This window comes from Moellerella wisconsensis ATCC 35017, from assembly GCF_001294465.1.
GTDB classification, from domain to species: Bacteria; Pseudomonadota; Gammaproteobacteria; order Enterobacterales; family Enterobacteriaceae; genus Moellerella; species Moellerella wisconsensis.
The window spans coordinates 130,489-146,424 of sequence record NZ_LGAA01000007.1 but is presented as its reverse complement, the minus strand read 5'-3'; the positions used below and the strand labels follow the sequence as shown (position 1 = coordinate 146,424).

10 protein-coding genes are annotated in these 15,936 nt (G+C 41.1%); 5 read left to right on the top strand and 5 right to left on the bottom strand.

The window, feature by feature from the left end; translation table 11 throughout:
- Positions 1–10 precede the first annotated feature (10 nt).
- The 3 genes from spoT to recG all read left to right on the top strand — a co-directional run bounded on the left by spoT (position 11) and on the right by recG (position 5,092).
- Entirely contained in the window at positions 11–2,161 is a 2,151-nt protein-coding gene (spoT, locus tag M992_RS03810; protein ID WP_053907384.1) for a bifunctional GTP diphosphokinase/guanosine-3',5'-bis pyrophosphate 3'-pyrophosphohydrolase, read from the top strand.
- A 126-nt stretch (positions 2,162–2,287) separates the two neighbouring features.
- On the top strand, positions 2,288–3,007 hold the full coding sequence (trmH, locus tag M992_RS03805; protein WP_053907383.1) for a tRNA (guanosine(18)-2'-O)-methyltransferase TrmH: 720 nt from the start codon (positions 2,288–2,290) through the stop codon (positions 3,005–3,007).
- Between the two features lie 3 nt (positions 3,008–3,010).
- Positions 3,011–5,092, top strand: coding sequence for an ATP-dependent DNA helicase RecG (gene recG / locus M992_RS03800; protein WP_053907382.1), 2,082 nt, complete (start codon positions 3,011–3,013; stop codon positions 5,090–5,092).
- Between the two features lie 1,344 nt (positions 5,093–6,436).
- Here recG and gltS read toward each other — a convergent pair.
- Entirely contained in the window at positions 6,437–7,651 is a 1,215-nt protein-coding gene (gene gltS / locus M992_RS03795; protein ID WP_053907381.1) for a sodium/glutamate symporter, read from the bottom strand.
- 359 nt (positions 7,652–8,010) lie between these two features.
- Between gltS and M992_RS03790 the strand changes: the two genes are divergently transcribed.
- Both M992_RS03790 and M992_RS03785 read left to right on the top strand, forming a co-directional pair.
- On the top strand, positions 8,011–9,402 hold the full coding sequence (locus M992_RS03790; RefSeq protein WP_053907380.1) for a uracil-xanthine permease family protein: 1,392 nt from the start codon (positions 8,011–8,013) through the stop codon (positions 9,400–9,402).
- A gap of 316 nt (positions 9,403–9,718) precedes the next feature.
- Positions 9,719–11,524: an AsmA family protein gene (locus M992_RS03785; RefSeq protein ID WP_134473604.1), complete on the top strand. Its 1,806-nt coding sequence runs from the start codon at positions 9,719–9,721 to the stop codon at positions 11,522–11,524.
- A gap of 120 nt (positions 11,525–11,644) precedes the next feature.
- Here the strand turns inward: M992_RS03785 and fabY are convergent, their stop codons facing one another.
- The 4 genes from fabY to typA form a co-directional block, all read right to left on the bottom strand.
- Positions 11,645–12,562, bottom strand: coding sequence for a fatty acid biosynthesis protein FabY (gene fabY / locus M992_RS03780; RefSeq protein WP_053907379.1), 918 nt, complete (start codon positions 12,560–12,562; stop codon positions 11,645–11,647).
- A gap of 26 nt (positions 12,563–12,588) precedes the next feature.
- On the bottom strand, positions 12,589–13,026 hold the full coding sequence (gene dtd / locus M992_RS03775; protein ID WP_053907378.1) for a D-aminoacyl-tRNA deacylase: 438 nt from the start codon (positions 13,024–13,026) through the stop codon (positions 12,589–12,591).
- Positions 13,027–13,120: 94 nt separating this feature from the next.
- A complete protein-coding gene (yihX, locus tag M992_RS03770; protein ID WP_053907377.1) occupies positions 13,121–13,735 on the bottom strand; it encodes a glucose-1-phosphatase in 615 nt (204 codons plus the stop codon).
- Between the two features lie 302 nt (positions 13,736–14,037).
- Positions 14,038–15,864, bottom strand: a complete 1,827-nt coding sequence (typA, locus tag M992_RS03765; protein ID WP_053907376.1) for a ribosome-dependent GTPase TypA — start codon at positions 15,862–15,864, stop codon at positions 14,038–14,040.
- Positions 15,865–15,936: the final 72 nt, after the last annotated feature.

The following is a 15,936-nucleotide window of genomic DNA, read 5'->3' as shown; positions in this document are numbered from 1 at the left end:
TAGGTCTGCCTTGTATCTGTTCGAAAGCCTAAATCAAATTATTCAGAAATATTTGCCCGCAGAGCAGATAGAATTACTGAAAAAAGCTTATGTCGTCGCACGGGATGCACATGAAGGACAAACTCGCTCTAGTGGCGAGCCTTACATCACGCATCCAGTTGCAGTAGCCTGTATTTTGGCTGAAATGCGTCTCGATCATGAGACGCTAATAGCAGCCTTGCTGCATGATGTCATCGAAGATACACCCGCCACATTTCAAGATATTGAGCAGCTATTCGGCACCGCTGTTGCCGGTCTTGTCGAGGGTGTATCTAAGCTCGACAAGCTTAATTTCCGTGATAAAAAAGAAGCGCAGGCTGAAAACTTTCGTAAAATGATTATGGCGATGGTGCAAGATATCCGCGTCATTCTCATTAAATTGGCAGACCGCACACATAATATGCGTACACTGGGTTCTCTTCGACCCGATAAACGCCGACGTATTGCACGTGAAACTTTAGAAATTTATAGCCCCTTAGCACACCGTTTAGGGATACATCATATTAAAACTGAACTTGAAGAGTTAGGTTTTGAAGCCTTGTATCCAAATCGTTATCGGGTGATCAAAGAAGTTGTTAAAGCGGCACGTGGCAATCGTAAAGAAATGATCCAAAAAATCCTTTCTGAAATCGACGGCCGTCTAACAGAAGCTGGAATTTCCTGTCGCGTCAGCGGCAGAGAAAAACATTTATACTCTATCTATCGTAAAATGCACCTCAAAGAACAGCGTTTTCATTCCATCATGGATATTTACGCCTTTCGGGTAATTGTTACGGAAGTCGATACCTGTTACCGCGTTCTGGGGCAAATGCATAATCTGTATAAGCCACGCCCGGGCAGGATCAAAGATTACATCGCTATTCCCAAAGCCAATGGATATCAATCACTTCATACTTCATTGATCGGTCCTCATGGCGTACCTGTTGAAGTTCAAATCCGCACTGAGGATATGGATCAAATGGCAGAAATGGGGGTGGCAGCGCATTGGGCTTATAAAGAACAAGGCGAACAAGGAACCACTGCACAAGTTCGGGCGCAGCGCTGGATGCAAAGCTTATTAGAATTGCAACAAAGTGCAGGAAGCTCATTTGAATTTATCGAAAGTGTTAAATCTGACCTGTTCCCTGATGAGATTTATGTCTTTACACCTGAAGGCCGAATTGTCGAATTACCAACTGGCGCAACTCCCGTCGATTTCGCATATGCGGTACATACCGATATCGGGCACGCCTGTGTTGGTGCTCGGGTAGATAGGCAACCTTATCCACTTTCTCAATCTCTCAGTAGCGGGCAAACTGTTGAAATTATAACTGCGCCGGGAGCTAGACCTAATGCGGCATGGTTAAATTTTGTAGTCAGCTCTAAAGCCAGAGCAAAAATACGTCAATTACTGAAGAATTTAAAACGTGAAGATTCGATTAATCTGGGTCGCCGCTTATTAAACCATGCGCTCGGTCACGGTAAAAAAATTACCGATATTCCACAAGAAGATATCTCGCATGAACTGAGCCGGATGAAATTAGGCTGCCTCGATGATTTATTAGCTGAAATTGGGCTCGGGAATGCAATGAGTGTAGTCGTTGCTCGCAATTTATTAACTCATGAGCAAATTGAAAATCTACCAGAAACACGCCTTGAAAATATAGCCGATAGCGATAATCAAACTGCGGATACACATAATAAATTACCTATTAAAGGTGCCGATGGCGTTTTAATCACGTTTGCAAAATGCTGCCGTCCGATCCCTGGCGATCCGATTATTGCCCATATTAGTCCAGGCAAAGGATTAGTTATCCATCACGAGTCCTGTCGTAATATTCGCGGTTATCAAAAAGAAGCCGACAAATTTATGCCGGTTGAATGGGATAGTGGTATCGATAATGATTTCATCGCAGAGATTAAAGTGGATATGATTAATCATCAAGGGGCATTAGCCAACTTAACTGCTGCCATTAATGATGCAAACTCCAGTATTCAAAGCATGAATACTGAGGAAAAAGATGGTCGCGTATATTGTGCCTTTATCCGCTTAACAACCAAAAATCGTATTCAATTGGCAAATGTAATGCGAAAAATTCGTATCATGCCAGATGTTCTACGCGTCAGCCGTAACCGTAATTAAAATGCACCGAGTTGCAGGAAAATAGCAACCCACAAGAAGCTCGAAATATTCTTAGCGAAAACGAAGAGATTAACGGGCATAAAGGCAAGATGCTAACCTGCAACTTGAAGTATGACGGGAATAATTATGAATGAACGCCGCTATCGTCGTATTTGCCAAATGATGGCAATGCGTCAACCGGACCTCACGATTTGCCTGGAAGAAGTCCATAAACCGCATAATGTCTCTGCTATTATTCGCAGCGCGGATGCCGTCGGGGTTCACAATGTGCATGCTATCTGGCCAGATCAAAAAGTAAAAATATTAATTTCTTCTGCCGCTGGCAGTAATAGCTGGGTAAAAGTTCATCAACATCATTCCACAGATGACGCCGTTAGCTATTTTAAATCACAAAATATGCAAGTATTAGCGACCAATTTATCCCCTACCGCCGTTGATTTTCGCGAAATTGATTATACGCGCCCGACCTGTATTCTGATGGGACAAGAGAAAAAGGGTATTTCTCAACGTGCGGTTGAACTTGCCGATCAAGATATCATTGTTCCGATGGTCGGTATGGTGCAATCACTCAATGTCTCGGTCGCCTCCGCACTGATTTTATATGAAGCGCAACGGCAGCGGCAATTAGCCGGTATGTATGATAGGCAGAAAAGTATTTTATCTACCGATGAGCAACAGGCGTGGCTATTCGAAGGCGGATACCCTGTTCTAGCAGAAGTCGCACGCCGTAAAGGATTGCCACGTCCCTTTGTTAATCCACAGGGCCAAATAGAAGCCAGTGATGATTGGTGGGCTGAAATGCAAACCACTGAAAAGTGGAAAAAGCAGCGACAAAAAGGAGTTTAATCCATGAAAAATAGACTGCTTGATACCGTTTCACTGATTTCTCTGCACGGTATCGGCGCCAGTCAGGCAGAAAAATTGAGTAAAATTGGCCTTAATACTGTGCAAGACCTGCTATTACATTTTCCACTACGTTACGAAGATCATACCCGTTTATATCATATCAGCGATCTTTTGCCGGGCAGCACTGCGACCATTAGCGGCGAAATACTGCAAACAAAAGTCGTTTTTGGTCGGCGGAAAATGATGACTTGCCTAATCACCGATGGAACGGGAAACCTTACATTACGTTTTTTCAACTTTACTGCTGCAATGAAAAACAGTTTAGCTGAAGGACGACAAATTATCGCCTACGGTGAAATTCGACGAGGCAATCTTGGTGCTGAAATTATTCATCCCGAATATAAAGTTAAGCAAGAAAATGATCTAATTCACTTGCAAGAAACGTTAACGCCGGTTTATCCAACAACGGATGGCCTTCGTCAAACTACGCTGAGAAAATTACTTGAACAGGCCTTAACGTTAATAGATACAGAAAATATTGCCGAATTATTACCCGAAGAACTGCGTCAGGGATTAATTAGTTTACCCGAAGCAATAAAATTACTGCATAGCCCACCACCCGATATTGAACTCAGCGAATTAGACGCGGGTCGCCATCCCGCCCAAAAAAGATTAATTCTCGAAGAATTATTAGCTCATCATTTAAGTATGTTGGCCATTAGAGCTGGTGCACAGCGCTTGTATGCCGAGCCCTTGCCAGCAAAGGGTGATTTAACCCAAAGATTTTTACAACAATTACCCTTTTCGCCTACTAAGGCACAAAATCGAGTCATCACCGAAATCGCGCATGATTTAAGCAAAAATATGCCAATGATGCGTTTGATTCAGGGCGATGTGGGCTCTGGAAAAACATTAGTCGCTGCATTAGCCGCTATTTATGCCGTCGAAAATGGCAAGCAAATCGCGCTGATGGCACCAACAGAACTGTTAGCCGAGCAGCATGCAAATACCTTTCGTCAATGGTTTGAGCCCTTAGGTGTTCGAGTAGGTTGGTTAGCAGGCAAACAAAAAGGCAAAGCACGGCAACAGCAGCAAGATGCTATCGCTCAAGGTGATGTTGATATTATTGTCGGAACGCACGCTATTTTTCAGCAACAGGTGATTTTTAAATCACTTGGCCTAATTATTATCGATGAGCAACATCGTTTTGGAGTACATCAACGCCTCGCATTACGCGAAAAAGGTGAGCAGCAAGGCTTTCATCCTCACCAATTGATTATGACCGCCACACCAATTCCTCGTACCTTGGCAATGACCGCATATGCTGATTTAGACACATCGGTGATTGATGAGCTACCTCCCGGCAGAACGCCAGTAACCACAGTGGCTATCCCAGACAGTCGACGCGTTGAAATTATTCAACGTGTCAAACAAGCTTGTCATGATGAAGGTCGACAGGCTTATTGGGTATGTACTTTAATTGAAGATTCGGAATTATTAGAAGCTCAAGCGGCTGAAGTTATTTTTGAGGAGTTATCACAAGCACTACCGGAATTGAATATTGGACTGATTCATGGCCGTATGAAACCCAAAGAAAAACAGACGGTAATGGATGCGTTTAAACGCAATGAACTGCAATTATTAGTTGCTACTACAGTAATTGAGGTAGGCGTTGATGTTCCCAATGCCAGTTTAATGATTATCGATAATCCAGAAAGGCTGGGTCTTGCCCAGCTTCATCAGCTTAGAGGTCGTGTCGGCCGTGGTGCTGTCGCCTCTCATTGCGTATTATTGTATAAAACCCCATTAACTCATACCGCTAAGCAGCGTTTACAAGTTTTACGCGATAGTAATGATGGATTCGTTATTGCACAGAAAGATTTAGAAATTCGTGGGCCTGGTGAACTGCTTGGCACCCGTCAAACAGGGAATGCAGAATTCAAAGTTGCTGATTTACTAAGAGATCAGCATATGTTACCTGATGTCCAGCGTATCGCGCGCTATCTCCAACAAAATTATCCTGATAATGCACAGGCGATAATAGAACGTTGGTTACCTGAACGTGAGCAATATAGCTACGCTTAATCTTTATGGCTTTTAGCTGACGCTATAATACTAGCCTCAGCTAAAAGCCATAGTGAGTATTATTTATCATACCGAGTTAATTTCTTCCGCTATATCAACCAACTAGAAACCCTAATAATCTAATCCTCCTATCACTATTTGCTATTATATGTTGGCTACTTTTATTGCCATAGATCACATAACGGCACTGTTATTAAAAACAGTATTGACATAAATTTAAAACTTGGTAGATTCATATGCAACGGCAAAACAATAAATTGTTTTTCGTTAATAGCAGTAAAGTTTAAATGAAATTAATTATATTTTTAATAGATTGCGATAAAGGCCACGGTATATGTAGTATGGGGTTCATTTTTTATATGAACATGTTTTAAGGCCACGTAAAGAGTATTGAAAATCGCAAAATTGTTATATTTTATGCTAGTAAATATAATATAACAGTAAAGTAGTAATTATGTTTCAATGGGGATTGCGATAAAGGCCACGATGTATATAGTATGGGGTTCATGTTTTATATGAACATATTTTAAGGCCACGTAAAGAGTATTGAAAATCGCAAAATTGTTATATTTTATGCTAGTAAATATAATATAACAGTAAAGTAGTAATTATGTTTCAATGGGGATTGCGATAAAGGCCACGATGTATATAGTATGGGATATCATAGTCAATATGATAACGTTTTAAGGCCATGTAGAGAGTATCAATAATCGCAAAATAAGTGTTACCGCGACGATGTAAAGCTTTGATTTATAATGCTATAGTTGAGCATTAAGTTGTGTTAGCTAGTTAACTTTAACGCAACGAGAGTAAAGCAACGCATCAAAAGTATATGTCGCAGGGGGATGTACTTGTTTATCTGCTTATCCATTTGAAATTATAACTGGACAAGCCTTTAGTATAAACCGATTAATATATGGAGAGAAGTCACTAATTTATTAGTAACCATATTTTTATAACGTGTACATTTATAAAGTAGTATCCGACGTAGTATTAAGTTAGTAGTATATTAATGTTAAAAACTAAGTATGCAGTACCCTAAAAGCCCTGACGCCAAATAATGTCAGGGCTTTTTTCTTTGATTAATTTAATATTCCCGCCTCATAATAATTATTAACATCTGATTAAAACCATCGCTAAAACATTCTCTTAATTTACGTTAAAGATGATAGAAAATAATCCGCTATAACATTCAATAAGAAAACTAATCATAAACATTACTTTGATCTGTATATAAGAAGCGATTATTGCCCCAACATTAACTAGATATAAAATTGCCGTGAATAAATTCACGGCAATTTCCTGCGTTCTTTACTTATTAGATCATCAAATAAAAGTGGCTATTTAACCTGTTATTGTGGGGAATAATGGCAACAAAAGATACAGTTTGATAATAATCGCATTCACAATATCAATGAAGAACGCTCCTACCATCGGAACAACAAGGAACTCCAAATGTGACGGACCAAAGCGATCTGTAACTGCTTGCATATTCGCAATAGCTGTTGGTGTTGCACCTAAACCAAAACCACAGTGTCCTGCGGCCAAAATGGCAGCATCATAATTTTTGCCCATAACACGGAAAGTAACAAAAATAGCATAAGACGCCATCACGATAGCCTGTACGGTCAAAATAACCAGCATTGGAATTGCCAGTGAAGCTAATTCCCATAATCTTAAGCTCATTAACGCCATGGCTAAGAACAAAGATAAACTCACGTTACCAAGCACTGATACCGCTCTATCAAATACACGGTAGAAGCCGAGCATCGATAAGCTGTTACTTAAAATAACCCCAACAAACAGCACACACACAAACGTTGGCAGTGCATAAGGAGTATCTGCGAGCCATCCTGAAATAAATTTCCCTGCTAATAAACAAATAGCGATCATCGCTAACGTTTCAATCATTACCATCGAGGTAATAACACGCCCTGACTGTGGTTTTTCAAATGCTGTTGGTACATCTTTATCATCGTCAGCCGTGCCGGGTATGGCAACATTACGAATAAGAAAACGAGCAACAGGACCACCAATTAATCCTCCAAGAACTAAACCGAACGTTGCACAAGCCATTGCAACTTCAGTCGCACTTTGGAAACCATAGGATTCACTAAAGATTTTACCCCAAGCGCCGCCTGTTCCATGCCCTCCAGAGAGAGTAATTGAGCCAGCTAACAGACCCATCAATGGATCTAATCCCAACATTTTAGCTAAAGCAATACCCACTGTATTTTGTACAACCAATAAACCAACAACTACAAACACAAAGATAAATAATGCCTTACCACCAGCTTTCAAACTTGCCAAGTTTGCATTCAGACCGATAGTTGCAAAAAAAGCCAACATCATTGGCTCTTGCAATGATAAATCAAAAGACACACTCCAATCCATGGTCTGCTTAAGTAGAAGTAGTACCAATGCCACTAATAATCCACCAGCAACAGGCTCGGGAATAGTGTATTTTTCTAAAAAAGGAACTGACTTAACAAGTTTTCGCCCAAGTAAGAGCACAAGTGTGGCAGCAACCAGCGTACCGTAGACATCTAGATGATACATTTACGTACCTCATTTATTATTAATATTATATAAAACCAATAAGACGTTAGTACATTCCTTTCAACGCCAAGAAGCAGGTTAACCGATTAAAAGAAAAAATGAGCCTAAACACAAGGTAAAACATATAGAAATGTGAGGAATAAGTTCAACAGTGATAAAAAAAATTCAAAGCAAACGATTGCTTTTTAAGATGGCATCATTAAAATGCATTTTTTATTGGTTGATAACTCTTAAGGCGCAAAATTATTCAAGTTGTAATAGTACAACAACTAAAAGCATTCCGATAAATAGGACTCTATATAAGTCGGAAAGCAAAGAACAACCAATGCAGCGGCTATCTGGAGCATAACGGGTATATTATGAATAATTCATCGCTAAAACAATCGACCGCAGAGACGATAACGCAGAGAAATAGTGAATTAGTTTATCGCCTAGAGGACAAACCTCCTCTACCCCAGACTCTGTTTGCCGCTGGCCAGCACTTACTCGCCATGTTTGTTGCTGTCATCACACCCGCGATGTTAATTTGCCAAGCACTAGGGCTGCCAGCTCACGATACACAACGTATTATTAGCATGTCATTATTCGCTTCTGGTCTCGCGTCTCTGATTCAAATTCGCGCCTGGGGGCCTATCGGGTCGGGATTGCTCTCGATACAAGGAACTAGTTTTAACTTTGTCGCTCCATTAATTATGGGGGGTCTAGCACTTAGAAACGGCGGTGCGGATATCCCAACTATGATGGCAGCATTATTTGGTACTCTGTTAGTCGCAGCATTAACCGAAGTAGCATTATCACGAATATTACATTTAGCTCGTCGTGTGATTACTCCATTAGTTTCTGGGGTCGTAGTAATGATTATCGGCCTTTCATTAATTCAGGTGGGATTAACCTCAATTGGCGGCGGCTATGATGCCATTAAAAATAATACTTTTGGTTCACCCGACAATCTCATTTTAGCCGGCATCGTGCTGGCCGTGATTATTATATTGAATCGTCAACGCAATGCATATCTGCGTATCGCCTCTTTAGTGATTGCCATGGCTATTGGCTATTTAGCCGCATGGTGGATGGATATGCTGCCATCAACGCCCACAGATACCCCTAAAGAAGCCTTTATTACCGTTCCTGAGCCGTTTTATTATGGATTATCTTTTGATTGGAATCTGTTACTGCCCCTGATACTTATTTTTATGGTGACATCGTTAGAAACCATTGGTGATATCACTGCAACCTCAGACGTTTCAGAACAACCGGTACGAGGCCCGCTATATATGAAGCGGATCAAAGGTGGCGTCTTGGCTAATGGCTTAAACTCGATGGTTTCTGCGGTATTTAATACCTTTCCGAATTCATGTTTTGGTCAAAATAATGGGGTGATCCAATTAACGGGAGTCGCTAGCCGTTACGTTGGCTATGTTGTAGCTTTTATGCTGATTTTACTCGGGTTATTCCCCGCAGTTGCCAACTTTGTTCAGCAAATTCCTGAACCCGTACTCGGTGGCGCGACCATAGTGATGTTCGGTACCATTGCCGCTTCAGGGGTTCGAATTATCTCTAGAGAACCATTAAATCGCCGCGCGATTATGATAATAGCGTTATCATTGGCAGTCGGTATGGGCGTTTCACAACAGCCATTAATTTTACAATTTGCCCCAGATTGGATTAAAACCTTATTTTCTTCCGGTATTGCTGCCGGTGGATTAACCGCTATTATTCTGAATTTAATTTTTCCTCACGAGACCAAATAATTCAGTCGTTATTACTAGCGTGATCGCAAAAGATTAGCGCCAATAAAATTTATTTCGGCGCTAATCTCGATATTTCTCTCAAATCACTTATTTCCTCAAACAATTTGTCGTGTATGCTCACTATAATTCGCAGCAACAAATTATATCGTTAGTTGTTGTACAGCTTATAAGCCGCTTCAAACGACGGCAACGTTATAGACTGAATTAACAACAATTGTTAAATTGATTTGCCGCAACCATACTGAATATCATTTGATTATCATTACATTTGACGTGACTACTCGCTATATTTAAGAGTAACGGTGTAGAGGAAACTATGTTGAGAGGATTAGCGAAATTCGCTATCACTATTTTATTACTGTTGATACTGGCTATCATCATTGTTTATGCGGGTATGCAGAGTCGATGGGGGGCGGCACAAATAAGTGCTTTTGCTAGTAAACTTACCGATTATCAAATCTCTGTAGGCATTGTTGGTCATGATTTATCTTCGCCTCAAGAGTTGATTTTACAAGATGTCTCCATTAAATCAGCTAATACTGATTTCATGCTGGATGCCAAACAAATTACAGTTGAATTTAACTGGCGTAAGCTATTATCCAATCAGCCTATTTATCGACTGACGGTCACTCAAGGTAATTTAGCGCTAACATCCACCGAGCAACCTATTAATCTCTCGGCTAATATTCTGCAATTTAGTAATTCACGAATTCATTATCAAACACCCACGCATCAAATATTGGCTACGGGGCTCACTGGTGGGATTACACCATGGCACAGTACCCCCGATTCTTGGCTTGGTTATGGCGATTTTCGTTTAACCGCATCGAGCGTTAAGGTCGATGATAATCTATTCAAAAAATTTGCTCTACGCGGGAAATACCACGCTGCATTAACAGAAATTAGTGAAATCAGCGGCGAATTGAATCATGGTTTTTTTATCGGTTCCGGAAAACGGACTACGGACGGCAGTATTACTGTTGATTCACTAGCGATGAGTGGAATCGGTTGGCAAAGCAATCTCTCTTTTGATCAATTACTCACCGAGATTTCATACCCGTATCCTATATTCCTCAAAAATATCGATTTAATTAATGCCAACTTCCAAGGTAAAGATTGGGCCATTAGTGGATTGAATGCCGAAATACAAAAACTGGGATTGATTAATGGCAGTTGGAATACATCACACAGTAAATTTGAGTTAGATGCATCTCAATTAGTAATTAAAAATCAACAAATTGAGCAGCTAATTGCAAACTTAGAAACAAAAAATGATCGTTTAAATATTAATAAATTATCCGGCTATTATGAAAAAGGGATCTTTAATCTGCGCGGCTATTGGCAACGAGATAATAAAAGTTTGACTCTAGATAATGTCGAATTAGGCGGGATCCTTTATACTTTGCCTGAGCACTGGCTCTCATTTTTCGCTGCGCCTGCCCCAGATTGGCTCTCTAACCTCTCGATCAAGCAATTTACGCTATCTCAATCTCTCCTCATGAATATCAACTCAGATTTTCCTTTTGAATTTACAGGACTGAACGGATCAATGACCGATGTAGATTTCATTAAACACCAACAGTGGGGTTTTTGGCAGGGCAAAGCCAGCTTTAGCGCCGACAGTGGAACACTTAATCAAGCCATGCTACGCCGGCCATCGATGGAGATCCGTCAAAGTGGACAAGCTTCTGTCGCAGCCACGGTGACTACAAGCACTGGACAAGGTGTAATAAAATTTGGCGTACTGGCAAAACAACAACCGAGTAACGTGTTATTTTTATTACGATCTTCAGGTTCTAATATTGATTTATCACTGTTAAATCAATGGGGCTGGGAAGGATTACCGCGCGAAATTATTGGCGATTTTGATCTGACTCTACAAGGCAACTTACTGGCAAAATCCATTCAAAATACATTGAATGGCGAGCTAGTCGCGATCCCTTTGCAGGGGAAAAAAATCTATCGTCTGGTGGATAACGGAAAAGTGACAGCTAAAATAGAAGCGCCTGAATCGCCAACAAATTTAACTGAACATGATCAAGAATCAGACTCGCAGAAGGCTCCCGTTAAGCAAGAGTCTGGTCCGAATGTCGAGGAGTTACTTTCTATACTGTCTCGCTAGACGACTGCCTCGATAGGAATGCTGAATAAAGCTTTTTGAGTGTAACTTTAATAAATCTTCGACAACTAATTACTCTATTCGATGATAAGCCCGATTAAAATTTGCCAGAATAACGATTAGTTATTCTTGGCGAGTTTTAATCGGTAGCACCATATAAACACCGGTAAAAATTGCACCCGTCTGGTTATTTTCGCCTTTCACTTCAACGTCTAAGATGACTCGGGCTTTACTGCCTCGCGCTAATCTGTCTAGATCACCACTCAATCGTGAAAGACTTGCAATCGCCGTTGGGCGCCCATTCACCGGTGAGCTATAGCGAATATGTCCATCAACCAGTACAATATCGCCTCCCAGTTGGCGTTCTTGTAATAGCAACCAAATCAATCCCCAACCTGTTAAAGTGGCCAACGAAAATTGGCTACCTGCGAAAATAGAATGATGCGGATTTTGATTACTCGCTTCGGCCATGGTGGTAATAAATTTTTGACCGGTATATTGACTAATACGTACTCCCATTTTTTCACTTAATGGGATTTGCTTATGCCACGCTTGTTGTAATTCGCCACACCAATCTGGCCGATGGAGGATCTGATCAAGAGTTTCAATCGGCTTAATCATTAAGAAATGACGCACAGGAGTTTTTAGCTGCCCGCTAATGGTACCTTGATTATTGAATCCTAGCAGAGCAAAAAAAGGGACGGCTTCTTCACGTACACTCGCCACAACACGCTTCACTCCCTCTTGGCGAGCGACTGACTCTAAGGTCATGGCAATCAATTTACCAAGCCCCTTCCCCTGCATGCTGGGATGCACAGCGAGAAAACGAATAGATCCCTCATTATCAGCATTAATATAAAGACGACCAACAGCCAGAATATGATTTTTTTCGTCCACCACCATCTGATGATGAGCAGTTAAATCATATCCATCTTTTTCAGAGCCTAAGGGGTGATTAAAAGGCTTGCGTAGCATCTCCCAGCGGAACTGGTAATAAGCATTAAACTCAGCTTCAGTTGTTGGTATCCGTAGATGATACATAACACAAACCCCTTAAAATTAAATAGTTACACTTGTAGCCAGAAAGTCACCGGTCCATCATTGACTAAACTGACTTGCATATCGGCAGCAAATTGTCCCGTTTCCGTCGTTATTCCGTGATCACGACATTGCTGCACAAAATGTTGATACAGCTGCTCTGCAGCTTGAGGCTCCGCTCCGCCAGAAAAGCTTGGACGCATACCTTTTTTGGTATCTGCGGCTAAAGTAAACTGGGAAACCACTAGCAGGCTGCCACCCGCTTGTTGAACATTTAGATTCATTTTCCCTTGTGGATCACTAAAGATACGATAACCAATAACTTTTTCGCATAACCTTTTAGCTGTTTGCTGATCATCATCTTTTTCGACGCCCAACAAAATCAATAGCCCGGAATTAATCGCACCGATCGTTGATCCATCTACTGCCACGGCGGCTTGAGAAACTCGCTGAATAAGTGCAATCATAAAAACCCTACTACCTTGAAATGACGGATAATAAGTGCTCGCACTACTGCATGGTGACATATAAAACTGCCACCATGGGTAATGAAACTCTCATTTATTCAATTGAAGCGCTGAAATCGTGCTGTTTGAAAAATTCAGGAATGGTTTCTTTATCAACAACATGCACTGCATTGATACCCAATTTTTTAGCAGCATCAACGTTCTCTTTTACATCATCAAAAAACACAGCCTGTTGTGGCTCAAATTCTTCAGATTGTAAAACATATTTGAAAATCTCAGGATCTGGCTTACGCATACCCAAGTCTTGAGATAAATAAAGGAAATCTGCTGCGGCGGCAATTTCGGGATAGTGTTGCGGCCAGTAATCTAAATGTAAACGATTAGTATTTGACAGGACAATGACTCGATTCCCCTGCTCACGCAGTTTGTCCATAATATCAATAACTTCAGGGCGTAAAGAAACAAAAATTGCATGCCAGCCCTGAGCAAATTGCTCAAAACTTAATGAAACGCCGATCTCTTCGCATAGATACTCAGCAAATTCCATATCTGAAATTTTACCGCATTCATGTAATTTGAATGTCTCACCAAAGGTAAATTTCTCGGCAATGTCTTCGACTGGTGTACCGCTAAGATCGCTCCACTTCTGAAACACCCGATTAAAGTCGATATCAATAATGACATTACCCATATCGAAAATATACAGCATAAATCCTCTCCAAAATTAAGGCCCGAATTTACTTTAATCATTATTGTTACCCATGAACAGTACTAATTTCAGTTTCTGTTACTATCGAGTGAAATTATCTAAAAATTGGCTGATTAGCCTGATATTCCATAAACCTATCTACGCTACGATAATCTGGAATAAGAAAAACAAAAAGGCAGGGAATTGAAAAGGAAAGAGGATAAAAAAATAGCTTAATTGCCAGTAAAAAGTTAATAACCACCTAAAAAAGATCAGGGCGCTAAGCGCCCCGATTTCATCATAAATCAACGTTAATAAAGAGATTACTCTTTACTTGATCCACGATTTGCACGTTTACGATCATTTTCAGTCAAATGACGTTTACGCAGACGAACTGACAACGGAGTGACTTCAACTAATTCATCATCATCAATAAACTCAAGCGCTTGCTCAAGTGTCATTTTGATTGCTGGTGACAGAGTTGTCGCTTCATCAGTACCTGATGCACGCATATTAGTCAATTTTTTACCGGTCAGACAGTTAACGGTCAAATCGTTAGAACGTGTATGAATACCGATGATTTGGCCTTCATAAACTTCAGCACCATGGCCTAAGAATAATTTACCGCGGTCTTGCAAGCTATACAGTGCGAACGCAACGGCTTTACCTTGACCATTAGAGATCAGAACACCGTTATTACGACGACCAATATCGCCTGGGCGAACATCATCATAATGGCTGAAAGTTGCATACAATAAACCGGTGCCTGAAGTCATGGTCATGAATTCAGTACGGAAACCAATTAAGCCACGGCTAGGAATGATATAGTCAAGACGTACGCGACCTTTACCGTCTGGCGCCATATCTTTAACTTCACCTTTACGCATACCTAAAGCTTCCATCACGCTACCCTGATGCTGCTCTTCGATATCTACAGTGACTTGCTCGAAAGGCTCTTGTTTACGGCCATCGATTTCACGCACGATAACTTTAGGACGAGAAACGCCCATTTCGTAGCCTTCACGACGCATGTTTTCAATCAGAACGGATAAGTGCAACTCACCACGACCTGAAACACGGAATGCATCTGAATCTTCAGTTTCTTCAACACGCAGCGCAACGTTATGTACCAACTCTTTATTCAGACGGTCGAGGATTTGACGTGAAGTCACGTATTTACCTTCTTTACCACAGAATGGAGAGGTATTCACACAGAAGAACATGCTGATAGTTGGTTTATCAACGGCTAATGGTGGCAATGCTTCAACAGCAGAGACATCACAAACAGTATCAGAAATATTTAATTCACCCAGACCGGTTAATGCAATGATATCACCCGCTTCAGCCAGTTCAGAATCAATACGCTCAAGACCTAAATGGGTCAGAACTTTACCGACTTTACCGTTGCGTTTTTTGCCTTCGCTATCAATGATAGTAACTTGTTGGTTAGGCTTAACAGAACCACGTTTGATGCGGCCAATACCAATAACACCCAAATAGTTGTTATAGTCTAATTGGGAGATTTGCATCTGGAACGTACCATCGATATCAACCGCTGGCGGAGCTACATATTTAACGATAGCTTCATACAATGGGGTCATATCTTCGGCCATATCATTGTAATCAGTACCGGCAACACCATTTAATGCTGATGCATAAATGATAGGGAAATCAAGCTGCTCATCAGTTGCGCCCAAGTTAACAAACAGATCGAAAACCTGATCAACAACCCAATCAGGACGTGCGCCCGGACGGTCAACTTTGTTGATAATAACGATTGGTTTTAAGCCGTTAGCAAATGCTTTTTCCGTTACGAAACGGGTTTGTGGCATTGGGCCGTCCATCGCATCAACCAGCAGCAGAACGCTGTCAACCATTGACATTACACGTTCAACTTCACCACCGAAATCGGCATGTCCTGGGGTATCAACGATATTGATACGATAATCATTCCATTTGATCGCGGTGTTTTTTGCGAGGATGGTAATCCCACGCTCTTTCTCCAAATCATTGGAGTCCATAACACGCTCATCAACATTAGCGCGTTCACCAAAAGTACCAGACTGCTGTAATAGCTTATCGACCAGCGTAGTCTTGCCATGGTCAACGTGAGCGATGATGGCGATGTTTCTTAAATTTTGAATTGACAAGGATTTTTACCGTTTAATTTACTGGAAAGGAATTATGTATCATTAACAGGCTTACTGCGTAATACATACTTT